25 protein-coding genes are annotated in these 22,220 nt (G+C 56.8%); 19 read left to right on the forward strand and 6 right to left on the reverse strand.

Annotated elements, in window-relative coordinates:
* Positions 1-228 precede the first annotated feature (228 nt).
* The gene (locus ACFL9S_RS11220; protein ID WP_405261975.1) at positions 229-798 is read right to left on the reverse strand and encodes a helix-turn-helix domain-containing protein; all 570 of its coding nucleotides are present in this window, start codon (positions 796-798) and stop codon (positions 229-231) included.
* Positions 799-1,008: 210 nt separating this feature from the next.
* Here ACFL9S_RS11220 and ACFL9S_RS11225 point away from each other — a divergent pair, with 210 nt between their 5' ends.
* The 7 genes from ACFL9S_RS11225 (at position 1,009) to ACFL9S_RS11255 (ending at position 5,453) form a co-directional block, all read left to right on the forward strand.
* Positions 1,009-1,287, forward strand: a complete 279-nt coding sequence (locus ACFL9S_RS11225; protein ID WP_405261976.1) for a hypothetical protein — start codon at positions 1,009-1,011, stop codon at positions 1,285-1,287.
* Between the two features lie 45 nt (positions 1,288-1,332).
* A complete protein-coding gene (locus tag ACFL9S_RS11230) occupies positions 1,333-1,695 on the forward strand; it encodes an antiterminator Q family protein (protein WP_405261977.1) in 363 nt (120 codons plus the stop codon).
* A 235-nt stretch (positions 1,696-1,930) separates the two neighbouring features.
* Positions 1,931-2,398 carry a glycoside hydrolase family protein gene (locus ACFL9S_RS11235; RefSeq protein ID WP_405261978.1) on the forward strand — a complete coding sequence of 156 codons (468 nt, stop codon included), beginning with the start codon at positions 1,931-1,933 and terminating at the stop codon, positions 2,396-2,398.
* Positions 2,399-2,418: 20 nt separating this feature from the next.
* Positions 2,419-2,742 (forward strand): hypothetical protein, encoded by a 324-nt coding sequence (locus ACFL9S_RS11240; protein WP_405262091.1) that lies wholly within the window; start codon positions 2,419-2,421, stop codon positions 2,740-2,742.
* A complete protein-coding gene (locus tag ACFL9S_RS11245) occupies positions 2,739-3,041 on the forward strand; it encodes a hypothetical protein (RefSeq protein ID WP_405261979.1) in 303 nt (100 codons plus the stop codon). Before ACFL9S_RS11240 ends, ACFL9S_RS11245 begins: the two co-directional genes overlap by 4 nt.
* Positions 3,042-3,309: 268 nt before the next feature.
* Complete coding sequence (locus tag ACFL9S_RS11250; protein WP_405261980.1) at positions 3,310-5,055, forward strand: amylovoran biosynthesis protein AmsF; 1,746 nt, start codon at positions 3,310-3,312, stop codon at positions 5,053-5,055.
* Positions 5,056-5,189: 134 nt separating this feature from the next.
* Positions 5,190-5,453 (forward strand): hypothetical protein, encoded by a 264-nt coding sequence (locus ACFL9S_RS11255; protein WP_405261982.1) that lies wholly within the window; start codon positions 5,190-5,192, stop codon positions 5,451-5,453.
* A 66-nt stretch (positions 5,454-5,519) separates the two neighbouring features.
* Here ACFL9S_RS11255 and ACFL9S_RS11260 read toward each other — a convergent pair whose 3' ends face one another.
* Entirely contained in the window at positions 5,520-6,917 is a 1,398-nt protein-coding gene (locus ACFL9S_RS11260; RefSeq protein WP_405261983.1) for a diguanylate cyclase, read from the reverse strand.
* Between the two features lie 631 nt (positions 6,918-7,548).
* Between ACFL9S_RS11260 and lolC the strand changes: the two genes are divergently transcribed.
* The 4 genes from lolC to cobB all read left to right on the forward strand — a co-directional run bounded on the left by lolC (position 7,549) and on the right by cobB (position 11,768).
* Positions 7,549-8,748 (forward strand): lipoprotein-releasing ABC transporter permease subunit LolC, encoded by a 1,200-nt coding sequence (gene lolC / locus ACFL9S_RS11265; protein WP_405261984.1) that lies wholly within the window; start codon positions 7,549-7,551, stop codon positions 8,746-8,748.
* Complete coding sequence (gene lolD, locus ACFL9S_RS11270; RefSeq protein ID WP_405261986.1) at positions 8,741-9,445, forward strand: lipoprotein-releasing ABC transporter ATP-binding protein LolD; 705 nt, start codon at positions 8,741-8,743, stop codon at positions 9,443-9,445. Before lolC ends, lolD begins: the two co-directional genes overlap by 8 nt.
* A complete protein-coding gene (gene lolE / locus ACFL9S_RS11275; protein ID WP_405261987.1) occupies positions 9,445-10,689 on the forward strand; it encodes a lipoprotein-releasing ABC transporter permease subunit LolE in 1,245 nt (414 codons plus the stop codon). The genes lolD and lolE overlap by 1 nt, the downstream gene beginning before the upstream one ends.
* 170 nt (positions 10,690-10,859) lie before the next feature.
* A complete protein-coding gene (gene cobB, locus ACFL9S_RS11280) occupies positions 10,860-11,768 on the forward strand; it encodes a Sir2 family NAD+-dependent deacetylase (protein ID WP_405262092.1) in 909 nt (302 codons plus the stop codon).
* Here the strand turns inward: cobB and ACFL9S_RS11285 are convergent.
* On the reverse strand, positions 11,718-12,890 hold the full coding sequence (locus ACFL9S_RS11285) for a benzoate/H(+) symporter BenE family transporter (RefSeq protein ID WP_405261988.1): 1,173 nt from the start codon (positions 12,888-12,890) through the stop codon (positions 11,718-11,720). The two genes, cobB and ACFL9S_RS11285, sit on opposite strands and share 51 nt — an antisense overlap.
* Before the next feature lie 106 nt (positions 12,891-12,996).
* On the opposite strand from ACFL9S_RS11285, the gene ACFL9S_RS11290 reads away from it, so the two are divergent.
* Both ACFL9S_RS11290 and pepT read left to right on the forward strand, forming a co-directional pair.
* Positions 12,997-13,551 (forward strand): helix-turn-helix domain-containing protein, encoded by a 555-nt coding sequence (locus ACFL9S_RS11290; RefSeq protein WP_405261989.1) that lies wholly within the window; start codon positions 12,997-12,999, stop codon positions 13,549-13,551.
* A gap of 89 nt (positions 13,552-13,640) precedes the next feature.
* A complete protein-coding gene (gene pepT, locus ACFL9S_RS11295) occupies positions 13,641-14,879 on the forward strand; it encodes a peptidase T (RefSeq protein WP_405261990.1) in 1,239 nt (412 codons plus the stop codon).
* Positions 14,880-15,030: 151 nt separating this feature from the next.
* Here the strand turns inward: pepT and ACFL9S_RS11300 are convergent, their stop codons facing one another.
* The 3 genes from ACFL9S_RS11300 to ACFL9S_RS11310 all read right to left on the reverse strand — a co-directional run bounded on the left by ACFL9S_RS11300 (position 15,031) and on the right by ACFL9S_RS11310 (position 17,632).
* The gene (locus ACFL9S_RS11300; RefSeq protein ID WP_405261991.1) at positions 15,031-15,483 is read right to left on the reverse strand and encodes a transposase; all 453 of its coding nucleotides are present in this window, start codon (positions 15,481-15,483) and stop codon (positions 15,031-15,033) included.
* Positions 15,484-15,720: 237 nt separating this feature from the next.
* Positions 15,721-16,896 (reverse strand): MFS transporter, encoded by a 1,176-nt coding sequence (locus ACFL9S_RS11305; RefSeq protein WP_405261992.1) that lies wholly within the window; start codon positions 16,894-16,896, stop codon positions 15,721-15,723.
* A gap of 67 nt (positions 16,897-16,963) precedes the next feature.
* On the reverse strand, positions 16,964-17,632 hold the full coding sequence (locus ACFL9S_RS11310; protein ID WP_405261993.1) for an autoinducer binding domain-containing protein: 669 nt from the start codon (positions 17,630-17,632) through the stop codon (positions 16,964-16,966).
* Between the two features lie 182 nt (positions 17,633-17,814).
* Here ACFL9S_RS11310 and phnF point away from each other — a divergent pair, with 182 nt between their 5' ends.
* From phnF to phnK, 6 genes are read left to right on the forward strand one after another with little or no spacing between them, the layout of a single operon-like run.
* A complete protein-coding gene (gene phnF / locus ACFL9S_RS11315; protein WP_405261994.1) occupies positions 17,815-18,534 on the forward strand; it encodes a phosphonate metabolism transcriptional regulator PhnF in 720 nt (239 codons plus the stop codon).
* The gene (gene phnG, locus ACFL9S_RS11320) at positions 18,535-18,978 is read left to right on the forward strand and encodes a phosphonate C-P lyase system protein PhnG (protein WP_405261995.1); all 444 of its coding nucleotides are present in this window, start codon (positions 18,535-18,537) and stop codon (positions 18,976-18,978) included.
* Complete coding sequence (phnH, locus tag ACFL9S_RS11325; protein WP_405261996.1) at positions 18,975-19,550, forward strand: phosphonate C-P lyase system protein PhnH; 576 nt, start codon at positions 18,975-18,977, stop codon at positions 19,548-19,550. Before phnG ends, phnH begins: the two co-directional genes overlap by 4 nt.
* Complete coding sequence (locus tag ACFL9S_RS11330) at positions 19,550-20,626, forward strand: carbon-phosphorus lyase complex subunit PhnI (RefSeq protein ID WP_405261997.1); 1,077 nt, start codon at positions 19,550-19,552, stop codon at positions 20,624-20,626. The genes phnH and ACFL9S_RS11330 overlap by 1 nt, the downstream gene beginning before the upstream one ends.
* Complete coding sequence (locus tag ACFL9S_RS11335) at positions 20,619-21,461, forward strand: alpha-D-ribose 1-methylphosphonate 5-phosphate C-P-lyase PhnJ (protein WP_405261998.1); 843 nt, start codon at positions 20,619-20,621, stop codon at positions 21,459-21,461. Before ACFL9S_RS11330 ends, ACFL9S_RS11335 begins: the two co-directional genes overlap by 8 nt.
* Entirely contained in the window at positions 21,458-22,216 is a 759-nt protein-coding gene (phnK, locus tag ACFL9S_RS11340; RefSeq protein WP_405262000.1) for a phosphonate C-P lyase system protein PhnK, read from the forward strand. Before ACFL9S_RS11335 ends, phnK begins: the two co-directional genes overlap by 4 nt.
* The last annotated feature ends 4 nt before the right edge of the window (positions 22,217-22,220 follow it).

The raw sequence follows: 22,220 nt of genomic DNA on the forward strand, positions 1-22,220 counted from the left end.
AAATTATTGATTTTTAATATTTAATTTTCATTAATTGCCAGTTTGTTCGTTAAGATGTCAAAAGCTTTACTAATCTATTCAGTTATATCGATAGATGAACACTGTCAGGCTCATGAAGTGAGGGGCATTGATGGTTTACCGCGAGGAAAAACTGATGGTATCTGTGTTGTTCAGGGTGTCTGGCGGTTACTACGAAGAGACCATCCTGCCGGAGCAGGATGTGAGCGACTACCGCCGTAAGTCACGGATCAGGAAGATGGCTACGCCGATAAGACGGACGTCATCCGACAGCTCAACGGCGGGGAGTCGCGGGTCATCGACGGTTAAGAAACCGTTTGAAGGGCCTTCCAGATAACGATAGACAGAGATGCGAGCGTTCATCAGCGCAATGACTAAATCTCCAGATTCTACTGGTACATCGCTGTCGATAATGACAATGCTCCCTGCGGTGGCCTCAGCACAGCCACTGTTGCGGTCAAGAACATAGGCACGCCAGCTCTTTTTCGCCTTCACGCCGGTGGGCACGCTGACCAGTTCGCTGGTTTTACCGTTGGCATCCCAGAGCGGTACAGTGGTGCCATTTTTAACTTTGTCTGCCTGTCCCGCCGCTGCTGCTCCGCGCATCTCTCCTGCGCCATTTGCCAGCCATTCCACGTTGATATCCAGCGCTCTGGCAATGTCGACCAGCTTACGTGACCCTTCTGCTTCACCCTTTGTCAGACGCCAGATTGTTGGCTGTGATACGCCCGATGCTTTTGCCAAAGCACCCTGTGTAATTCCCATCATGGTCATAGCCATGTTCAGTCGCCAGGCGAGTGTATTCGGTTTCATATACCAGAATTTATAGCGACGCGTATTTTTCGTCAAACACGCTTTGTTATAATCTAACTTAATACTATTTGCTATTATTGTGATTGATTCTATACCTATAGGTATGAGTGCTTCCATTCATCTGCCGTAACAGGGCGTGTTTCATGCGGCAGCGAGCGAAACAGGCTTGTGTACAGTATGGCGCTGACCGATCGATTTTGTCACAACAAATCAGGGCCATTTTTAACACAACATTATCAGACGTTGTGGTCCCTGAAGGGCGACTTTCACGCTATTGCCAGATGTTTTTTACCGCTCTTTATCAATTCGCCTGTCCAGCCTAATCGCTGGCTCATTCTTTTCGGTGGCAATACTGCCGCCTTCTCGGGTATCGGCAACGCAAGTGGCGACTCTGACATCGTGGCATGCGGCAAAGATATCGTTTCGACATTCAGCGTCGTTGCCAGGATGCGATGAAAAGTGACGTTATCCGGCAAGTATGACGGGAAAGAGGAGCACGCTATGCGAGATATCAAAATGTTACTTGAGCGATGGGGTGGATGGGCGGCGAGCGGTGAGCGCGGCCTGGGTTACTCCTCGGTTGCGGCAGGGTTCAGAGGGTTGGTCACTGCGCGCGGCATGACGCGGTTAAGCTGTAGCGATCATGACGGAGCTATCCTTGATGGCTGCATCAGTCGGCTGATCACTGTGAATAAAGAGCAGCACGATATTCTGGTAGCGCACTATCTCTATCAAATTTCGCTACGTTCAATTGCCCGCCGCCGCCGCTGCGCAGATGGCACCATTCGTAAACAAATCCAGACGGCGGAAGGTTTTGTCACCGGCGTATTAAGTGCGCTGGAGTGTGAACTGGAATGTGAATAATCAGCCTGATAACACGATGAAAACCTTTTTAATTATCCTCTCTATAAAAAATATTTCCCTCTCAGTGATTGCGTACGCAATTTCTGATCCAGACTTTTACTATTCCACTTTTTAAATAACGCTCCGCGAGAGGGTGTTATTTTTTATGTGCAGGGAGGCGCGGTGTTATTCATTACGTTCACGCTTCAGGGTTGCGGTGGTAATCCTTTTTTATTGCCTGTTAGTGAGGTGACCTATGAGTAAAGTCATTCAGATTTTAATGTATGAGGAAGGGTATCAGGAGAAGCCTTACCGGGATACGGAAGGATATCCGACGGTAGGCTGCGGAATTAAGATCGGACCTAAAGGTGCGGCACTCGATAATTATATTTTCAGCCTGCCGCGAACGGTGGCCGAAGTCTGGCTACAGGAGATGCTGAACGGCCAGGCGCAGGAGATTAACCGGCGGCCTTCGATGCTGGCAGCGCTACGTCAGTGCAACCCGGCGCGCGCCGATGTGCTGTACAGCATGGCGTATCAGCTGGGCGTTGACGGGCTGTCCGCTTTCAAAAATACCCTGTTGCTGATTGCGGCGGGGAATTTCAGCGGTGCAGCGGAAGCGATGCTGGCCAGCCTCTGGGCACGACAAACCCCCCAACGCGCCCGGCGCCATGCTGACGTGATGCGCAGCGGAACGTATACGCAATACGAGGAGGTCCTGTGAAATTTACCCTGTTTGTTTCGCTGGTGGCTGTGACGTCACTGGCAATCTGGCTGTTAGTCCATTATGGGCGGGTGGCGGTGGTCAATCATGCGCGCCTGTTGTTTAAAACCTGGTCTGTCTGGCTGGCGTCAGTGGGTTCGGCGCTGACCGCGTGGGTGCAGTCGTTTCCCGATGCCGCGCTGACAGCCTGGAGTTCATTACCTGAGGATATTAAGTCGTATCTGCCGCATAACTTCCTCGGGATGACGGGTGCCTTTATGGTGGCAATGGCCGTTATGGCGCAGTTTATTAAACAGAAAAACCTGAGTAAACAGCGTGATGCGCTGAATGGGGGCAAGGTATGAGCATGCTGCTTTCACTACTCAGCAGTAGCGGGCATGGCCTGCTGGCGATCGTTGCCGTTGCCGGGGCCTTTATCGCGGCCTGGTTCGGCGGTAAGCAGGTAGGTAAAAGCCAGCAGCGTGCGGAAGCCCAGATCGCCGAGGCGCAGAAAAGTGCCGCTCAGATTGTCGTCGTGGCAAAAAAACAGGCAGATAACAGTGAGGAGGCAAAACGTGTACAAACGATCAATGCTGTTATTGATGATGCTGACGCTCGTCGCAAGTTGCAGCAGTCACCCTTCAACACCGACGATAGCAAGTGAGTTAATTAGCGACTCTTCCTGCACCATCTTCTCACCTATTTATACGCATGGTCAGGATGCACAGTTAATGGATATCAGAACCGTCAGGCAAATTAATGCCCATAACGATCTCTGGGCATCACTTTGCGCCAGTAAAAACAAGTAGACCTCGTCTGCATTATTTTATTTAGGAGGTGTTGCGAAGTTTGTTATTTCCTCTGTTTCACTCAACCCCATTAATTTATCCTGAATAAGGCGGCTGATAGCTGTGCGCTGCCTGGAGGTTATTATGATTGAAGTTAACTCCTTTGCTGAATTACGTACCACTGCGCCATCAAAATCTGGCGAAATGGCATTATTAAAACGTTATTACGATAAAGACTCCACATTTCGTGGAGGCGGCACCTTTGCTGGTTTCGTGACGACGGCGCTGCCCGTGGATGACAGCGGTACTTACGCTGTCGGTACGGGCTTTTTCTGGAAACGCGTGGTGAACAGCCAGGATGAGCTGAACATCTATCACTTCGGGGGCAAGGGCGACGGCGTCACCGACGACAGCGGGGCGTTCAGGCTGATGCTGAACTGGGCGCAGAATGTGAATACCAGCAGTAGGAATCTCGGGGTCCGTTTTCCCGGCGGGAAGTTCCTGATCAACCCGATCGATCTCTCCGCCAGTGAGATACCGTTCTTCTATCTCTATGGTGATGATAATCCGCAGGGGGGGATGCCGCGCACCACGATTGTCTCGGATAAATCAACCACCCCGGTATTCAAAGTCAATGCCCGGCGTACCACCATCAAAGGCATTTGCTGGAATGGTCAGGCCTCGGCGGATATTACTGCCAATAAAGCTGCTGTCACCGCCGAGATGTGTACCAACCAGCAGCCCTTCTTTGAAAACATTATGGTGGCGGGGGAGACGGTGTTCATCAGTTGCTTCCGCGCTCAGAATATTGGCGGAACCGCCATCAAACTGCTGGATACGATGGATACTAAGTTCGACCAAATCTACTCGCTCAATACCTATGCGCGTGTCTTTGACGTCGGCTGGTCCGATACCGTCGCAGGTGTGTGGGATCACTCCACGGCGATTGAACTGTCGAACGCCAACTTCCAGAACGGATATGGTGATGCGACGCTGATGATGCCACGCGTAGGCCAGGGGCTGATACGCAACGTGTGGATCGAGCACACGCGCTTCCCCGGAGATCTCAACAACGGGCAGTGGCTGGTTGATGCACTGAGTCTGGAAGATTGTACTAATCCGTTGAATATGGACAATGCCCGCGTGCAGATCCGCCAGCTAAACCTGCAATCGGGTGGGGCTGTCAGCCTGAACGCGGCCGCCGGACGCTGGCTGTCAGGCTATGAAACCGGCTGGCGTCGGGATGAAAGTTTCGGGACCCAGATGAGCGGAACGATGCGGGCTGGCTGGTACAGTGGTTATAAAATCACGAATACGTCTACCAGCGACAAATGGTACAAGCTGGGTAAAGTCTTTATGCCGAATGACAACCAGCAGTGGATCATTGAGATGATCGGTAAGTCAGCGAACGATGCGGTGACCGGGACGGCAGGAAGCCCGATCATCGCGATGTCGTCCGGCACCAGTTATCTGGCCATCTCCCGCTGCGCCACAGCGATCTATGGCGATATCCGGCATCATGGTTCTCCGGCAGTACTGGATATCAAGTTCAACCGCATCGGAGTAACCACTTCGGAGATTTGGGTAAAACTGAAAGCCGCCAGCGGCGACACCATGTTTAACCTGAAATCCACCGGGCCAACGCGCTTTGAATCAGGCTCCTGTTCTCTGTTTACCCCTGACCTGAGTGAAGTCACGGACGCCACGACGATCGGCACTGTCTCTCCGGCGGCACGGATGAGCCTGCATAATGGGCTGGCGGGCGTCGGGGCGAATGAGAAAGGGGTTCTGACGGTGGCGACAGCGGTGGCAACAGCGCCGACCACCACCGTTGCCGGTTATATCACGGTGAACGTCAACGGCACCGACAGAAAAATTGCGTATTACTAATCAACAACTTAAGGCCGGGGTGACCCGGCCTTTTTTTGTCGCTTTGGCGGTTGTTAGAAAATGGTTATGAACTTTCACCGCCTCACCCGGTCACAAAAGGGGTAGGCTTCTTTTAACGATGAAAGGAAATATCCATGAGTGATAACGAAAGCAAAACGCAGACTGACCACTTACGTGACGTGACTTCGCAGCTAAAAGAAATGCGCCATTATGCTCAGAGTAATACTGAAACGCTGTCATCACAGTGGCTGGCGTTCGATCAGGGGGAGCACAAAGACACAGGCTTTGCAGAGAAGATTAACCAGTTACTGACTCAGCAAGGCAGCCTGCTGGATGAGCTGGATACCACCATCCAGGATTTTGAAATCGAAGCAAACCGCATCGAAAACGAAGCGTAACGCAAAAAGCCGGCCTTTTCAGGTCGGCCCTTTATTTATTCGCATCAGGCCTCGCAAGGCCGGTTTCTACAATATAAACTCCGGGCGAACCTGATTGCGTCCGCTGCTCTTGGCGATATAGAGCTGTTCATCGGCCTGAGTAATCGACTCGTCCAGACTGTTCACATTATTGATATTCAGCGCGCTGATACCGATGCTGGCCGTCACACTCAGATCATTGCCTTCAAGCAGGATCTGGTTCTCTTCAATACTGTGGCGCAGGCGATTTGCTAACAGAAAAGCGCGCGGCTGAGAAATTCCTTCTATTAATACCAAAAACTCCTCGCCCCCCATCCTGCACACCATCGCCGACGTGGGTAATCCCTGACGAATACACTCCACCGTCTTTGCCAGCACAAAATCGCCGCTGGCATGGCCATAGGTATCATTAATGTTCTTAAAGCGATCAATATCAATCACAAACACGGCGCCAAAAAAGCCCTGCGGGCGGTTACGCGGGGTGACCAGCGTTTCCAGTTTGGAGGCCAGACCGCTGCGTGTCAGCGCCCCGGTGAGGAAATCATAATCGGCACGCTTGGTAATCCGCGCCACCAGCTTGCGGTTTGACGCGGTACTCAGTGCCACAATCAGGGGGCTGATCAGCATGGCTGCCACCCCCAGGCGCGCGGATGACAAACTATCAATACGGAACAGATCGTCTTTGCCCTGAATATTCAGCACGTTGCCCGCAACCAGAATAATCTCGCTGATGCCGGTAAACAGCGTCAGGAAACAGGTAATAAACAGTGGGTAGCTGATCGCACACCACAACAGCGCGGGTAACGGGAACAACAGACTGCCGCCGCCACCGATCCAAATACCGGCGATCGTGGTCAGCACCAGCGCCAGTAACGGTAGCACGGTGCTGTCGCGCAGAGCGGCAGCCAGATGCACCAGTTCATCGCGTCGCGGCAGGCTGATCACCAGCGGTAGTAACAGAATAGATGTCGACATCTGCTCGGAGAACCACGAGAACCAGGCTTTAAACAGCTCGTCGTTGAAGTAGCGCTCGCTCACGACAGCGCCGACCAGTGCGCAGACCGCTGCTCCCAGCAGTGAGGCAGGAAACACGTGTAGCAGTGCCTGCAAGCGGCGGGGATGCCCACGTGTGAAGAAATGGTTACTGAGCAACACCCAGCGGGCGGTGGCGATAAACAGAATATTGGCGATATCCAGACCGACAGCAATGATCACCTGGGTGCCATAAAGGATATCAGCACTGAGCATGCCAAGGTAGAGCACCACCAGCGTGCTGGGTTTGTCCAGCGACGGGAAGCGGATCAGCAGGCCCAGAAGAATGGCGTTACTCGGCCAGAACAAAGACAGCGATGCTAAATCGCGTGATTCCAGGCCAATTGTGGATAACAGCATCGCGAGGGCAAATAAGATGATGGCCCGGTTCAGGTTATATTTATAGTTTGGCATCTTTAGGCTCAGGACGGTTAAAACGGGTCACTCTCGAGACGGTCGAGTTTACTGGCTGGCTGCAGGTAGATAACAGATCGACATCAGGGGATAGGCACGAAATGACGCGCCCACAACATACGTGACAACCCGGATGAAAGCAATTCCTTGAGACTATTCCTGGTATTGCTATTAGCAGAATGCTTCAGGACGGTCTGACAATCATCTGCGCTACTCAATCAGTTAAGCCTTTTTAATCTGTTTCCTGGCCAGTGCCGTTATGTGATGCCACATATAGCGCAAAAACCAGCCGTGATCGAACAAAAAAATGCACAGTCACGCGGTTTGGGAAAAATCCTGGTGATGCTAACTCACTGAGCTTAATCATAAAAGAAAGGGGGTGTCCTGAGCATCGCACTATCCACAGGGATGTCAGCCCGCTTAAACACAGATAATGGGTGGGCTTAAGTACGCCAGCAGGTAAGCGGTTTGCAGCAGGGGACGGAGAACCTTACCCCGGCACAGTGAGGCGCAAAGTGTTTCAGCCATTGACAAAACAATGTGCAGACTCAGGGGCTTAGTGGTTCCATAACGCAGTGCTAACCTTTATTATCCTTCCCAATTGTTTACTGCCATAAGAAAGACGGATGTCATGTATCAACCTGTCGCCTTATTTATAGGCCTGCGCTACATGCGCGGGCGTGCTTCAGATCGCTTCGGGCGGTTTGTTTCCTGGCTTTCCGCTATCGGGATTACGCTGGGTGTGATGGCGCTGGTTACCGTGTTGTCGGTGATGAACGGCCTTGAGCACGAGCTGGAAAAAAATACCCTTGGCCTGATGCCGCAGGCGCTGATCACCAGCGACACCGGGTCGATTAACCCGCAACAGCTGCCTGCCAGCGGCCTGCATCTTTCCGGAGTCAGTCGTGTTACACCGCTGACGACCGGCGAAGTGGTGATGCAAAGTGCGCGCAGCGTCGGCGTGGGCGTGATGCTGGGCATTAATCCCGATGAAGCCGATCCGTTAACACCGTACCTGGTGAGCGTGCGCCAGCAGCAGCTGGAATCAGGCAAGTACAATGTGATCCTCGGTGAGCAACTGGCGGGGCAGCTTGGCGTAAAACGTGGCGATCAGGTGCGTCTGATGGTGCCGTCAGCCAGCCAGTTCACCCCGATGGGGCGTATTCCCAGTCAGCGTCTCTTCACCATTATTGGCACCTTTGCTTCCAACAGCGATGTCGACGGTTATCAAATCCTCGTTAACCAGCAGGATGCCTCGCGTCTGATGCGTTACCCGGCCGGGAATATCACGGGCTGGCGTTTATGGCTGGACAAACCGTTACAGGTGGACAGCGTGAGCCAGCAAACCCTGCCGCAAGGGCTGGTGTGGAAAGACTGGCGTGAGCGTAAAGGCGAACTGTTCCAGGCGGTGAAGATGGAGAAAAACATGATGGGCCTGTTGCTCAGCCTGATTGTCGCCGTCGCTGCATTTAATATTGTCACCTCGCTGGGCCTGCTGATTATGGAAAAGCAGGGTGAAGTGGCGATCCTGCAAACCCAGGGGCTGACGCGCCGTCAAATTGTGGCGGTGTTTATGGTGCAGGGGGCAACGGCCGGTATTGTCGGCGCACTGCTCGGCGCACTGCTTGGTGTGCTGCTAGCCAGCCAGTTAAATAACCTGATGCCGGTGATTGGTGCCTTCCTTGATGGCGCTGCCTTACCGGTTGACATTTCCCTGACTCAGGTCGCCACCATCACCCTGACGGCGATTGTCGTGGCACTGTTGTCAACGCTTTACCCTTCCTGGCGCGCGGCCGCCGTTCAACCCGCTGAGGCTTTACGTTATGAGTAACAAGATCCTGTTGCAGTGCGACAACCTGTGTAAACGCTATCAGGAAGGCAGCGTGCAGACCGATGTCCTGCGCAACGTTACCTTCAGCGTAGAGCCGGGTGAAATGATGGCGATTGTTGGCAGCTCGGGTTCCGGGAAAAGTACCCTGATGCACCTGATGGGCGGGCTGGATACACCGACCTCAGGGGAAGTGGTGTTTGACGGTCAGTCGCTGAACAGCATGTCCTCGGCGGCCAAAGCCGGGTTGCGTAACCGCGAGCTGGGCTTTATCTATCAGTTCCACCATCTGCTGCCGGACTTCAGCGCGCTGGAAAACGTCGCGATGCCGCTGCTGATTGGTCAGACCGCCAAAGCCGAAGCGCAGCAGAGAGCCATTGATATGCTGAAAGCGGTCGGGCTGGATCACCGTGCCGCGCACCGTCCGTCAGAGTTGTCCGGTGGTGAACGCCAGCGTGTAGCGATTGCGCGTGCGCTGGTCAACAACCCGCGCCTGGTGCTGGCCGATGAACCGACGGGTAACCTCGATGCGCGTAACGCCGATGCCATCTTTGATCTGCTCAACGAGCTGAACCAGCGTCAGGGTACGGCTTTCCTTGTCGTCACCCACGACCTGCATCTGGCAAAACGTATGCGTCGTCAGATGGAAATGCGCGACGGGCAGCTCAGTGACCAGGTGAAACTGGCGGGTAGCCTCTGATGGCGGGATCTCTCTCTCTTCTGCTCGGCCTGCGCTTCAGCCGTGGCCGTCGGCGCGGGGGCATGGTCTCGCTGATTTCCGTGATCTCTACGGTCGGGATTGCGCTGGGCGTGGCAGTGCTGATTGTCGGTCTGAGCGCGATGAACGGCTTTGAACGTGAACTGAATAACCGCGTTCTGGCCGTGGTGCCGCACGGAGAAATTGAGCCGGTCAACCAGCCGTTCACCGGCTGGCAGGGGCTGGTGCCGAAAATGGAACAGGTTCCCGGCATTGCGGCGGCGGCACCTTATATTAATTTCACCGGGCTGATTGAAAGCGGCAGCAAGCTACAGGCCGTTCAGGTCAAGGGCGTTGACCCGCAGCAGGAGAGCCGCCTCAGTGCGCTGCCTTCCTATGTGCAGGGTGATGCCTGGCAAAACTTTGGCGCGGGCAAGCAGCAGATCCTGCTGGGGCAGGGGGTCGCCAACAGCCTGAAAGTGAAACAGGGCGACTGGCTGACCATTATGATCCCGAACAGCGATGCCGGGAACAAACTGTTGCAGCCGAAGCGTGTTCGCTTACAGGTGATCGGTATCCTGAAATTAAGCGGAATGCTCGATCACAGCCTGGCGCTGGTGCCGCTGGCCGATGCACAGCAACTGCTGGGCATGGGCGAAAGTGTAACCGGCATCGCCATCAAAGCCACTGACCCGTTCAATGCGGTCAGCCTGGTGCGTCAGGCGGGCGAAATCACCCACGCGTATGTCTATATTCGCAGCTGGGTAGGCACCTACGGATATATGTACCGCGATATCCAGATGATCCGCGCGATTATGTATCTGGCGATGGTGCTGGTGATCGGCGTGGCCTGCTTCAATATCGTCTCCACCCTGGTGATGGCGGTGAAAGATAAAAGCAGCGACATTGCCGTTCTGCGCACCCTTGGGGCGAAAGACGGGCTGATCCGCGCTATCTTTGTCTGGTATGGCCTGCTGGCCGGGCTGGTGGGTAGCGTGAGCGGCGTGGTGGTCGGTGTGCTGGCTGCGTTCAATCTGACACCGATCATTCATGGGATTGAAGCGCTGACCGGTTACCATTTCCTTTCCGGGGATATCTACTTTATTGATTTCCTGCCGTCAGAGCTGCACTGGCGTGATGTCGGCATCGTGCTGGTCACATCGCTGCTGCTCAGCCTGCTGGCAAGCTGGTATCCGGCCCGCCGCGCCAGCCGTATTGACCCGGCACGGGTACTGAGTGGGCAGTGAAAATGCGGATGTATTGAGGGGGCTCACAGGATGCGGATTTTCCTGGCGCAGGTAGCACGTTTATCAGCACACTCTCAGTGCACCCGGGTTAATCACCCGTTATTATCAGGGGTATGTTCCGCACCGCGCGGTGCGGCATCCCTGCAGATTGAGGATTAGAGGATTTGATGATGCGCACACCCCGTCGCCGCCTAAGGCTGGCACGCTATAAGAAGACCCGACGCCAGGTTCACCAGCGTTTTCGTCAGCGCATTTTCGAACGTGACCGCAATATCGAAATTGCCCGTCATCCGCTGCCGCGTGTGGTGGTGCTGACCGGGGCCGGGATTTCCGCTGAGTCCGGTATCCGTACTTTCCGCGCAGCCGATGGCCTGTGGGAAGAGCACAAAGTCGAAGATGTCGCCACGCCGGAAGGTTTTGCCCGCAACCCTCAGCAGGTGCAGGATTTCTACAATGCCCGCCGACGTCAGCTACAGCAGGATGATATCCAGCCGAATGCGGCGCATCTGGCACTGGCCGAGCTGGAAGCTGCATTGGGCGAACGCTTCCTGCTGGTGACGCAGAATATCGACAACCTGCATGAACGCGCCGGAAACCGTAACGTGATCCATATGCACGGTGAGCTGTTAAAGGTGCGTTGCGCCAGCAGCGGTCAGATCCTGCAATGGACTGAGGATGTGAAACCCGACGATCGTTGCCATTGCTGTCAGTTCCCGTCCGTCTTGCGCCCGCACGTGGTGTGGTTTGGCGAAATGCCGTTGCAGATGGATGAGATCTACCAGGCGCTGGCACAGGCCGACTATTTTGTGGCAATTGGCACCTCCGGGCACGTTTATCCGGCGGCAGGCTTCGTCCATGAAGCCCGTCTGGAGGGGGCTCACACCGTGGAGCTGAACCTGGAACCGAGCCAGGTGGGCAGCGAGTTTGAAGAAAAACAGTACGGCCTGGCCAGCGAAGTGGTCCCGGAATGGGTTCACGACCTGCTGGAAAACATGGCCGTACCGGTACTGACAGGCGCCGACGCGCCGTCAGCGTTTGGTCAGCGAAAAGACCAGGTGGGCGATAACTCCGCCGATTAACCCCCAGAACGCGGCACCCACGCCAAGCAGGGTGACGCCCGAGGCGGTGATCAGAAAAGTGATCACCGCCGCATCTCGCTGTTTCTCATCACTTAATGCCCGTTGCAGACTCCCGGCGATGGTGCCCAGCAAGGCCAGCCCGGCAATGGTGTGGATGAATGCCAGCGGCAGCGCCGTAAACAGTCCGCTAATCGCCCCACCGAAAATCCCCGCCAGCAAATAAAACACCCCGGCTGCGGCTGCGGCCCAGTAACGACGCTGCGGATCGCTGTGTACTTCCGGTCCCATACAAATGGCTGCCGTAATCGCGGCAATACACACCGTAAAGCCACCAAAAGGGGCCAACAGCAGCGCAACCAGCCCGGTCCAGGCGATCAGCGGTGACACCGGAAGCGTATAACCGTGCGCTTTCAGGGTGGCGATACCGGGAGCATTCTGCGATGCCATAGTGACCACAAAAAACGGCACGCCGATGCCCAGCAGCGTTTCCAGCGTGAAGTGCGGCAGGATAAACTCCGGCATCACCAGGCTCTGCGTCTGCGTGGCATGAATTCCTCCCTGGAGCGCCGCCACGGCTAATCCGGCCAGCAAGGTGAGGATAATCGCATAGCGCGGCAGCAGGCGGCGCGCCAGCAGATACACCAGGCACATGCTGCCGCTCAGGGCAAAGTTGACCTGGAGTGCGGCAAACGCATCCACGCCAAAGCGCAGTAAAATCCCGGCCAGCATCGCGGCAGAGATCGCCTGCGGTATCGCATTCATCAGGCGGGCAAACAGCCCGCTAATACCACAAAGAAAGATCAGCGCCGAGGCGAAAACAAACACGCCCACCGCCTCATTGAGTGAGGTGCCGGGCAGGCTGGTCACCAGCAATGCCGCGCCCGGCGTTGACCAGGCGGTGAGCACCGGCGTGCGATACCACAGCGAGAGGCCGAGCGTGGTCACGCCCATCGCCAGCCCGAGCATGGTCAGCCAGCCACCGGTTTGCGACGCCGTCGCCCCGGCAGCCGCTGCGGCCTGAAAAATAATCGCTGCGGAGCTGGTATAGCCGACGAGCACGGCAACAAACCCGGCGACAATGGCGGGAAATGTCAGGTGACTTAACGTAAGAGGTGGGCGCATAGCGAGTTCCACAGCAGGAAGTTGACCGTTATAACGCTCAAGGTAGCACCGTGCGTTATAGCGCACAAGGCGTTATACTCGTTTGATGCTTAAAGGAGATCACAACGTGGACAGTCTGCAACACCATCTGGCACACACCCTGAAAACTCAGCGCAGCGCACGTGGCTGGAGCCTGACTCAGGCCGCAGAGGCGACGGGCGTGAGCAAAGCGATGCTCGGGCAAATCGAGCGCGCCGAATCCAGCCCGACGGTGGCGACGCTGTGGAAAATTGCTACCGGTTTTAACCTGCCGTTCTCTGTTTTTATTGAACCGCCCGCCGTTGACAGTGCAACACCACGACGGCAGCAGCAGGGCTACTCTGCCTTTGACAGCGCTATGCAGGTGTTTCCGCTGTTTCCTTTCGATGCTGCACTGAATTTTGAAATGCTGGTGATTGAGCTGGCCGCCGGGGCATCCAGTGCCTCCGCCGCCCATGAACGCGGCGTGATCGAACATGTAATTGTGATTGAGGGCGAGCTGGAGTTGCAGGTTGAGGGGCAGTGGCAGCGTCTTGCTGCGGGGGAAGGGGTGCGTTTTCAGGCTGACTGTGCCCATGCTTACCGCAATGCGGGCACGAAACCGGTGCGTTTTCATGATCTCATCCATTATCCGCCACGTTAATCTCGCGCCAACGCACTAAACTGACCTGAAACAATATTTAACATTGTTCCGCTATCCATAATAAGCACTGGCATCCAAAGGGAAGACAGATGAATAACTTACTTGATCGCTTCTTAAACTATGTGTCTTTTGATACGCAATCTAAAGGTAACGTTCGTCAGGTTCCCAGTACTGAAGGACAACTCCGCCTGGCGCAAAGATTGTGCGATGAGTTACGTGCGCTGGGGCTGAGCGATGTTGGCTGCAGCCCACGCGGTATTGTGATGGCCACGCTGCCGTCAAACGTAAACTGGCCGACGCCGGTCATCGGTTTCATTTCCCATATGGACACGTCCCCGGATTTCACCGCAAAAAATGTTAACCCGCAGGTGATTGAGAATTATCGCGGTGGTGATATTGCTCTCGGTATTGGCGATGAAATTTTGTCGCCGGTGATGTTTCCGGTACTGCATGAGCTGACCGGACACACGCTGATCACCACCGACGGTAAAACGCTGCTGGGCGCGGACGATAAAGCCGGTATTGCCGAGATCATGACGGCACTCGCGCATCTGACCTCGGGTGAAGTGGCGCATGGCGAAGTGCGCGTTGCCTTTACGCCGGATGAAGAAATTGGCCGGGGTATCCAGCACTTTGATGTCGCCGCCTTTGCTGCCGACTGGGCATATACCGTCGATGGCGGAGGCATGGGGGAGTTTGAATACGAAAACTTCAACGCGGCCTCGGTCACCGTAAAAATCACCGGCAATAACGTCCATCCGGGAACGGCAAAAGGCGTGATGGTCAATGCGCTGGATGTGGCGATGCGTTTCCACCGCGAAGTGCCGGAAGACCAGGTACCGGAAAAAACGTCCGGTTACGAAGGTTTTTACCACCTGCATGGCATCAAAGGCAGTGTGGATCGCGCCGAGTTGCACTATATCGTGCGCGATTTTGCCCGCAACGGCTTTGACGAGCGTAAACAGTTACTGGCAGAGATCGCCCGGCGTTTAGAGAAAACGCTGCCTGCCCCAACGGCGATTGAGCTGGTGGTGGAAGACAGCTACTACAATATGCGTGAACAGGTTGAGGCTTGCCCGCAAAGCATCGAACTGGCCCTTCAGGCGATGCGCGATTGCGACATCACCCCACATGTGAAACCGATTCGTGGCGGCACGGACGGTGCGCAGCTGTCGTTTATGGGATTACCTTGTCCGAATCTGTTTACCGGTGGCTATAACTATCACGGCAGGCATGAGTTTGCCTCGCTGGATAATATGGAGCAGGCAGTGCGGGTGATCACCCGGATTGCGGCCCTCACCGCCGAGCAGGCAAAACCGGCGAGCTGACAAACGGGCTGACCGAAAAAGAGGGTCAGCCCCTATGTAACATCTACCATATCAATAATTTGCACCACATCCCGTAGGGGTCGATCATCTTTTCCGATCGACCCGTGCCAGGGGTTTGCACCCAACTCACCGACTGACAAAATCAACACCGCTACCCGGAACGGTTCAACCTGTCCAACTCCCACTTTAACGGGTTATCGCGAATATAAGCCCGGACGTTACTCAACTCCGTACTATCGCGGATCACCCGGTCATAATATCCGCGCTGCCACAGCGGGCAGGGCGTGCGAACCTGTTTACTCAGGCTGCCTTTAAACAGGGCGACAAGCGTGCTCAGCGCCGGGCCATCCCCCTGGGTTATCCAGAGGATCCCGTGCAGATGGTTGGGCATAACGACAAGTTCACCGACCTGGACAGAACTGAACCTGTCTGCCAGTTCCTGCCAGCAGCGTAATACGGTGCTGGCTATCGGGTTGGGATAAAAAATGCCCGCCGTGATTGCACCGAAATAGTGGCGGCGGCGGTGGGTGACCAGCGTAACGAAATACGCTGCGGGATGGTGGTAATTGTAATGAGCGAGGCGCAGTGATTTCCGTTTCAGCATGATATTCCTCCTTTAAACCGCCAGCGTAGACGCAAGCGATTTGCAGGTAAAACAGGGCTGTTGAATTTCAGAGACGGCGCGTAAATTTTCGCTGCACAAGGGAGATAACGTGTAAACGGGCTGACCGAAACAGAAGGTCAGCCCCTACATGTCAGGTGTCCGCATTCTGTAGGGTTGATCATCTTTTCCGATCGGCCCGTGCCAGGGGGTTGCACCACAGCTCGCCCCAACAAAACATCACTCGCTGCACACTTCAGGCTGCGGGGTTTTCACATCCGGCAGCAGCGTTAACAGGCCGCACAGTGCCATCCCGGCACCGATCCACAGCGGGGCGCTCAGACCGAAACCATACTCAATACTCAGCCCACCCAGCAACGACCCCAGCATCAGCCCGAACGTCACCATCGAGGTATGCAGCGTATTCACCAACTGGCGATTGCCTGCTGCACTCATCACGCGCGTCACCATCGCCGGGTTCATCGTCACCCCGAACAGGCCCACGCCAACAACGCAGGCTATCGCCACCGACGGCAGCTGAATAAAACTGGCAAACAGCGCAAAAAAGCCCACCAGCGCCAGTAAACCACAGGCAATCACCGGCAACGCATAACGCCCGGCCAGGCGACCCACCACCGCATTTCCCAGCACCGTTGCCATGCCATACACCAGCAGCAATCCGGTGACCTGACCGCTGCTGAAGCCGGTTTGTGCGCTCAGGATCGGCGTAAAGTAGCTGAAGCCCGCAAAAGTCGCGCCAATAATCAGCAGGCTGGTGGAGTAAGCCCGCCACAGCGTTGGGTTTTTCAGCGCCCGCAGCTCCTCTTTCAGATTGATATCATCCGGGGCCAGCGAGGAGGGCAGCGTTTTATGCGTCAGCCACAGTGCCAGCAGCGTAATCACCACCACCGACCAGAAGCTGATGCGCCAGCCCGCCAGGTTACCGATAAAGCTGGCCAGCGGCAGGCCAATCACCGTGCCGATCATCAGCCCACCCAGCACCACGGTAATGGCCGCCGGGATCTGCTGCTCCGGCACCAGCTTCACGCCGGTACTGACCGCACAGCCAATATAAGCTCCGGCGACGGCCCCGGTCAGAATGCGTGCAATCACCAGCGGCAGATAGCTGCCCGCCATTGCACCCAGCGCCTGACTGGCAATAAACAGCGTCAGCAGGATCAACAGGCTGCGGCGCGGCGGGTGTTTCAGCAACAGCAGGGCGAGCAGCGGGCCGCCAATCGCCATCGCCAGCGCATACACGGTGATCAGATAGCCAGTCATCGGCAGGCTGATATGCAGATCGGTGGTCATAATATTCATCAGCGCGGCAACCTGAAACTCACTGGTTACCAGCGCAAAAACACCAAAGCCGAGCGTATAAACGGCAGCGGGAAGACGGGAGGGAGACGACGACATAACGTTTCCTGAAAAAAGAGAAGTGAAGATGAGTGTAGAGCCTGAGGCCGCTGCGTCCAGCTAGCCTTTAGTACAGGGGGGAGGGCAGATAGTTCATTTCGAGCGCCCGGCGAATCGCATGCTTCCCATTGCTGACGCCCAGCTTGCGCGTGGCATTGGCAATATGAAACTTCACGGTGCTGAGCTGAATACCGAGGATAATGGCGATCTCCCCGTAGGTTTTACCCCGACTGCTCCACAGCAACACCTCCTGCTCACGCGGCGACAGCGCCGGGCTGTTTTCAGGCCGCAGGTGGGTTTTTTCATGCAGCAGGATCAACAGCATCTGCAAATCCGCCAGCCGGGCAATCACATCCTGGGAAAACGTCAGATTGTCGTCGCGGCGTATCACACTCAGCAGTGACATCTGCTGCTGCTCATCGTGTACCGCAAAGGTAAACCCCTTCACCCGCTGGCAGTGGCTGCCTGCCTCGCACAGCCCGACATTGGGGCGCGTGCAATCCTGCCAGTTAAAGGGGGAGATACGCTGCCGGGCGGCCAGCGCCACCGGATCGTTCAGATAGCGGCGACGATCGCGATAGTCGGCGATCCACTCATCAGAATGGCTGGAGAGCACCAGCGCCTCTGCCGGGGCGCGCTTATTCTGGCGCAGATACAAAAAATCCACCTCGCCCAGCTCAGCCAGCCGCTGGCTCAATACGGCCCCGGCCTGCACGATCTCGCTGTCGTTATCCATGCTGTTTCCCTTTGGCTGACTCTGACGTCGCTTATCCTGACACACTCTCCGCACTTTTTAAAAACCTTCATCTGGCGTTAACCGCACTGTCACAAAATCCGGTCAATGTAACTGCCATCAGGAGCAGGAACCTTAATGCAAATTGTCCCGCTAACCGGCTTTGTTCTGTGGAGATTTTTTTTATGCTCAACTTATCCAGACATCCGACCACTTTATATCAGGCCATTGCCGCGCAGCTGGAAGACGAACTGCGCAGCCGTTACCGCTGTGGTGAGTATCTGCCCTCCGAGAAACAGCTGGCGGCGCACTATGCCGTTAACCGTCACACCCTGCGCCGTGCGGTGGATGAGCTGGTGGATAAAGGGCTGGTGCAGCGCCGTCAGGGCGTGGGTATCCTGGTGCTGATGCGGCCGTATAACTATCCGCTTCATGCCCAGGCCCGCTTCAGTCAGAACCTGATGGAGCAGGGGAGCCATCCCACCAGTGAGCGACTGCTGGCGGTGTTGCGCCCGTGCAATGCCGAAGTGGCGGCCGCACTGGCCTGCAACGAAGGCGACACGGTGATTCATCTGCGCACCCTGCGCCGGGTTAACGGCGTGCCGGTCTGCGTGATCAACCATTATCTGCCCAACCTGACGTGGTGGCCGCACTTGCAGCAGTTCAGCAATGGCTCACTGCACGATTTTATCCGTCAGCAGCTGACCGCCGGGCTGACGCGTAAGCAGACACGCATTACCGCCCGCCGTGCGCAGGCGAAAGAGAGCGGTCTGCTTGAAGTTTCCCTGCATGCGCCGCTGCTGTGCGTACGCACCCTGAATACCTGTACCGACAACGGCCGGATGGCGGAATACTCCGTCAGCCTGACGCGTGCCGATATGATTGAACTGACGCTGGAGCACTAAATGGAAGCACATAAGGCACGTCAGCACTGGCTCTCCGTGCTGGCTCACAGCCAGCCGCAGCAGCTGCTGGCGCATTGCCCCGCCGATCTCCCCACCGACTACCAGCTGCTGCGCCCGGCGGAAACCGGGCTGACCCGTTTGCAGGCGCGGATGGGCGGCACCGGTCGCCGCTTTATTCTCGGGGATACCACCGTGACGCGCGCCGTGGTGCGCCTGGCAAACGGACGCTGTGGTTACAGCTACATTCTCGGGCGTGACAAAGCCCACGCCGAACGCTGTGCGCTGCTGGATGCCCTGTTGCAGGGTGACAGCTCACAGCATTTATATCAGCAGATTATCGCCCCGCTGGCGGCCCTGCGTGCAGAGCAGCTGGCGCTGCGTTCGCGCGAAGTGGCCAGCAGCCGGGTCGACTTCTTTACCCTCGTTCGCGGAGATAACGCATGACCTTACTGGCCAGTTTTAGCCATCCCGTTGCTGATGCCCAGCGCGCCTTCCGCCGTATTCTTAAAGCGATGAGCGAGCCTGGCGTGATGGTGTCGCTGCCGAAGCTGCCAGCCTGGGGCAACGCCTCCTGTGCCGCTACCGCCGTGATGATGACGCTGGTGGATCGCGAAACGCCGCTGTGGATCGACGATGCGCTGCGCGATGATGCCCTGCTCAGCAACCTGCGTTTCCACACCGGCGCACCGATCACCGACAGCACCGATGCCCCGTTTGCCCTGCTGCATGCCAAATCCGGCACCAGCATTGACCGTTTCTCCCCCGGCGACAATGTGTCACCGGAAAAAAGCAGCACGCTGATTATTGACGTACCGGCCCTGAGCGGCGGCCTGACGCTGCGCCTGCGCGGCCCGGGCTTGCAGGAGCGTCGCGCCATTGCCCCACAGCTGCCGGAAAGCGTGCTGAGCTACCTGCGCGATCGCAGCCACCGCTTCCCGCAGGGCATCGACCTGATCTTCACCTGCGGTGAAAACATGATGGCGCTGCCGCGCAGTACTGACGTGGAGGTCTGCTGATGTATGTCGCGGTGAAAGGGGGCGAGAAGGCGATAGCCGCCGCCCATCAGCTTCAGGAAAGCCTGCGCCGTGGCGCGGATGACCAGCCGGAACTGACCTGCACGCAGATTGATCAGCAGCTGGGCCTGGCCGTCGACCGCGTGATGACCGAAGGGGGAATTCACGACCGCGAGCTGGCCGCGCTGGCGATTAAGCAGGCCAGTGGCGACCTGGTGGAAGCGATTTTTCTGCTGCGCGCCTACCGCACCACGCTGCCACGACTGGCCGATAGCCTGCCGCTGGATAGCGGCGCGATGCGCGTCGAACGCCGTATCTCGGCGGTGTACAAAGATCTGCCCGGCGGGCAACTGCTGGGACCAACCTATGATTACACCCACCGCCTGCTGGATTTTACCCTGCTGGCCGAAGGCAAAGCGCCCGTCACGCCGCGTGCGGAACAGCCGCTGGCGGCAGAATGCCCGCATATGTTTGACCTGATGACGCGGGAAGGGCTGGCGCTGCGCGAAGAAGACGATGGCAGCGAGCCGCTGGATATCACCCGCGATGCGCCGTCTTATCCGATGCCGCGTTCGGCGCGTCTGCAACAGCTGGTGCGCGGTGACGAAGGGTTTCTGCTGGCGCTGGGCTACTCCACGCAGCGCGGCTACGGGCGCACCCACCCGTTTGCCGGGGAAATTCGTACCGGGTCGGTGACCGTCGAGATCGTCCCTGAAGAGCTGGGTTTTGCGCTGGAGATTGGCGAAGTGATGCTGACCGAGTGCGAAATGGTTAACGGCTTTACCACTCCGGCCGACAGTGCGCCGCACTTTACCCGCGGTTACGGGCTGGTGTTTGGCCGTGCGGAACGTAAAGCGATGGCGATGGCGCTGGTGGACCGCGCCCTGCAAACCGACGAACACGATGAACGTATTACCAGCCCGGCGCAGGACGAAGAGTTTGTGCTGTCGCATGCGGATAACGTGGAGGCGGCGGGATTTGTCTCTCACCTGAAGCTGCCGCATTACGTCGATTTCCAGGCCGAACTGGAACTGCTGAAACGCCTGCGGGCGGAATACCAGGAGAAGCAGCGTGACTGAACTAAGCGGTTATAACCCCGGTTATCTGGACGAACAGAGTAAACGCACCATCCGCCGCGCCATTCTCAAGGCGGTGGCGATCCCCGGTTATCAGGTGCCGTTTGGCGGGCGCGAGATGCCGATGCCTTACGGATGGGGCACCGGCGGTATTCAGCTCACCGCCAGCGTGATTGGCGAGCATGACGTGCTGAAAGTGATCGACCAGGGGGCGGACGATACCACCAACGCCGTCTCTATCCGTCGCTTCTTCCAGCGCGTCAGCGGCGCGGCCACCACGGAACGCACCGTTGACGCCACGCTGATCCAGACGCGTCACCGCATTCCTGAAACGCCGCTGACGGAAGATCAGATCCTGATTTATCAGGTGCCGATCCCGGAACCGCTGCGCTTTATCGAGCCGCGTGAAACCGAAACCCGCACCATGCACGCGCTGGAAGAGTACGGCATCATGCAGGTCAAACTGTATGAAGATATCGCCCGTTACGGGCATATCGCCACCACCTACGCCTATCCGGTCAAGGTCAACGACCGCTACGTGATGGACCCGTCACCGATCCCGAAATTCGACAACCCGAAGATGGACATGATGCCTGCGCTTCAGCTGTTTGGTGCCGGACGCGAGAAGCGTATTTATGCGCTGCCGCCCTATACCAAAGTGGAAAGCCTCGATTTTGACGATCATCCTTTTACCGTGCAGCAGTGGGATGAACCCTGCGCGCTGTGCGGATCACGCGACAGCTATCTGGATGAAGTGGTGCTGGACGACCAGGGCACGCGCCTGTTTGTCTGCTCCGATACCGACTACTGCCATCAGCAACAAGAGAATCCATCATGACGCGCGAAACACCGCTGCTGGCGGTCAATCAGTTAACGCATCTTTACGCACCGGGGAAAGGGTTCAGTGACGTGTCGTTTGAACTCTATCCGGGTGAAGTGCTGGGGATTGTCGGAGAATCCGGTTCCGGTAAGACCACGCTGCTGAAGTCGATTTCTGCCCGGCTGGCACCGCAGCACGGCGAGATTATTTATCAGGGTCAGGATCTCTATGCCCTGAGTGAAAGCGAACGCCGCCGCCTGCTGCGCACCGAATGGGGCGTGGTGCATCAGTACCCGATGGATGGCCTGCGGGCGCAGGTCTCTGCCGGGGGCAACATCGGCGAACGCCTGATGGCCGTCGGGCAGCGCAACTACGGCCAGATCCGCGCAACCGCCGGGAAGTGGTTGCAGGATGTGGAGATCCCGCTGTCGCGCATTGACGATCTGCCGGGCACCTTCTCCGGCGGCATGCAGCAGCGTCTGCAAATCGCCCGCAATCTGGTGACACATCCGACGCTGGTGTTTATGGATGAACCCACCGGCGGGCTGGACGTGTCGGTACAGGCCCGATTGCTCGATCTGCTGCGCAGCCTGGTACGCGATCTGAATCTGGCGGTGGTGATTGTCACCCACGATCTCGGCGTGGCGCGTCTGCTGGCTCACCGCTTGCTGGTGATGAAAGAGGGGAAAGTGGTGGAGAGTGGCCTGACCGACCGGGTGCTGGACGATCCGCATCATCCGTATACCCAGCTGCTGGTCTCCTCCATTGTTTAAACAC

It is taken from the genome of Erwinia sp. AnSW2-5, from assembly GCF_045107195.1.
Taxonomy (GTDB): domain Bacteria; phylum Pseudomonadota; class Gammaproteobacteria; order Enterobacterales; family Enterobacteriaceae; genus Erwinia.

Bases quoted from the DNA above. Each gene is read 5' to 3' on its own strand.
- ACFL9S_RS11220 (WP_405261975.1), bottom strand. From the start codon at position 798: ATGGCTATGACCATGATGGGAATTACACAGGGTGCTTTGGCAAAAGCA.
- ACFL9S_RS11225 (WP_405261976.1), top strand. From the start codon at position 1,009: ATGGCGCTGACCGATCGATTTTGTCACAACAAATCAGGGCCATTTTTA.
- ACFL9S_RS11230 (WP_405261977.1), top strand. From the start codon at position 1,333: ATGCGAGATATCAAAATGTTACTTGAGCGATGGGGTGGATGGGCGGCG.
- ACFL9S_RS11235 (WP_405261978.1), top strand. From the start codon at position 1,931: ATGAGTAAAGTCATTCAGATTTTAATGTATGAGGAAGGGTATCAGGAG.
- ACFL9S_RS11245 (WP_405261979.1), top strand. From the start codon at position 2,739: ATGAGCATGCTGCTTTCACTACTCAGCAGTAGCGGGCATGGCCTGCTG.
- ACFL9S_RS11250 (WP_405261980.1), top strand. From the start codon at position 3,310: ATGATTGAAGTTAACTCCTTTGCTGAATTACGTACCACTGCGCCATCA.
- ACFL9S_RS11255 (WP_405261982.1), top strand. From the start codon at position 5,190: ATGAGTGATAACGAAAGCAAAACGCAGACTGACCACTTACGTGACGTG.
- ACFL9S_RS11260 (WP_405261983.1), bottom strand. From the start codon at position 6,917: ATGCCAAACTATAAATATAACCTGAACCGGGCCATCATCTTATTTGCC.
- lolC (WP_405261984.1), top strand. From the start codon at position 7,549: ATGTATCAACCTGTCGCCTTATTTATAGGCCTGCGCTACATGCGCGGG.
- lolD (WP_405261986.1), top strand. From the start codon at position 8,741: ATGAGTAACAAGATCCTGTTGCAGTGCGACAACCTGTGTAAACGCTAT.
- lolE (WP_405261987.1), top strand. From the start codon at position 9,445: ATGGCGGGATCTCTCTCTCTTCTGCTCGGCCTGCGCTTCAGCCGTGGC.
- cobB (WP_405262092.1), top strand. From the start codon at position 10,860: ATGCGCACACCCCGTCGCCGCCTAAGGCTGGCACGCTATAAGAAGACC.
- ACFL9S_RS11285 (WP_405261988.1), bottom strand. From the start codon at position 12,890: ATGCGCCCACCTCTTACGTTAAGTCACCTGACATTTCCCGCCATTGTC.
- pepT (WP_405261990.1), top strand. From the start codon at position 13,641: ATGAATAACTTACTTGATCGCTTCTTAAACTATGTGTCTTTTGATACG.
- ACFL9S_RS11300 (WP_405261991.1), bottom strand. From the start codon at position 15,483: ATGCTGAAACGGAAATCACTGCGCCTCGCTCATTACAATTACCACCAT.
- ACFL9S_RS11305 (WP_405261992.1), bottom strand. From the start codon at position 16,896: ATGTCGTCGTCTCCCTCCCGTCTTCCCGCTGCCGTTTATACGCTCGGC.
- ACFL9S_RS11310 (WP_405261993.1), bottom strand. From the start codon at position 17,632: ATGGATAACGACAGCGAGATCGTGCAGGCCGGGGCCGTATTGAGCCAG.
- phnF (WP_405261994.1), top strand. From the start codon at position 17,815: ATGCTCAACTTATCCAGACATCCGACCACTTTATATCAGGCCATTGCC.
- phnG (WP_405261995.1), top strand. From the start codon at position 18,535: ATGGAAGCACATAAGGCACGTCAGCACTGGCTCTCCGTGCTGGCTCAC.
- phnH (WP_405261996.1), top strand. From the start codon at position 18,975: ATGACCTTACTGGCCAGTTTTAGCCATCCCGTTGCTGATGCCCAGCGC.
- ACFL9S_RS11330 (WP_405261997.1), top strand. From the start codon at position 19,550: ATGTATGTCGCGGTGAAAGGGGGCGAGAAGGCGATAGCCGCCGCCCAT.
- phnK (WP_405262000.1), top strand. From the start codon at position 21,458: ATGACGCGCGAAACACCGCTGCTGGCGGTCAATCAGTTAACGCATCTT.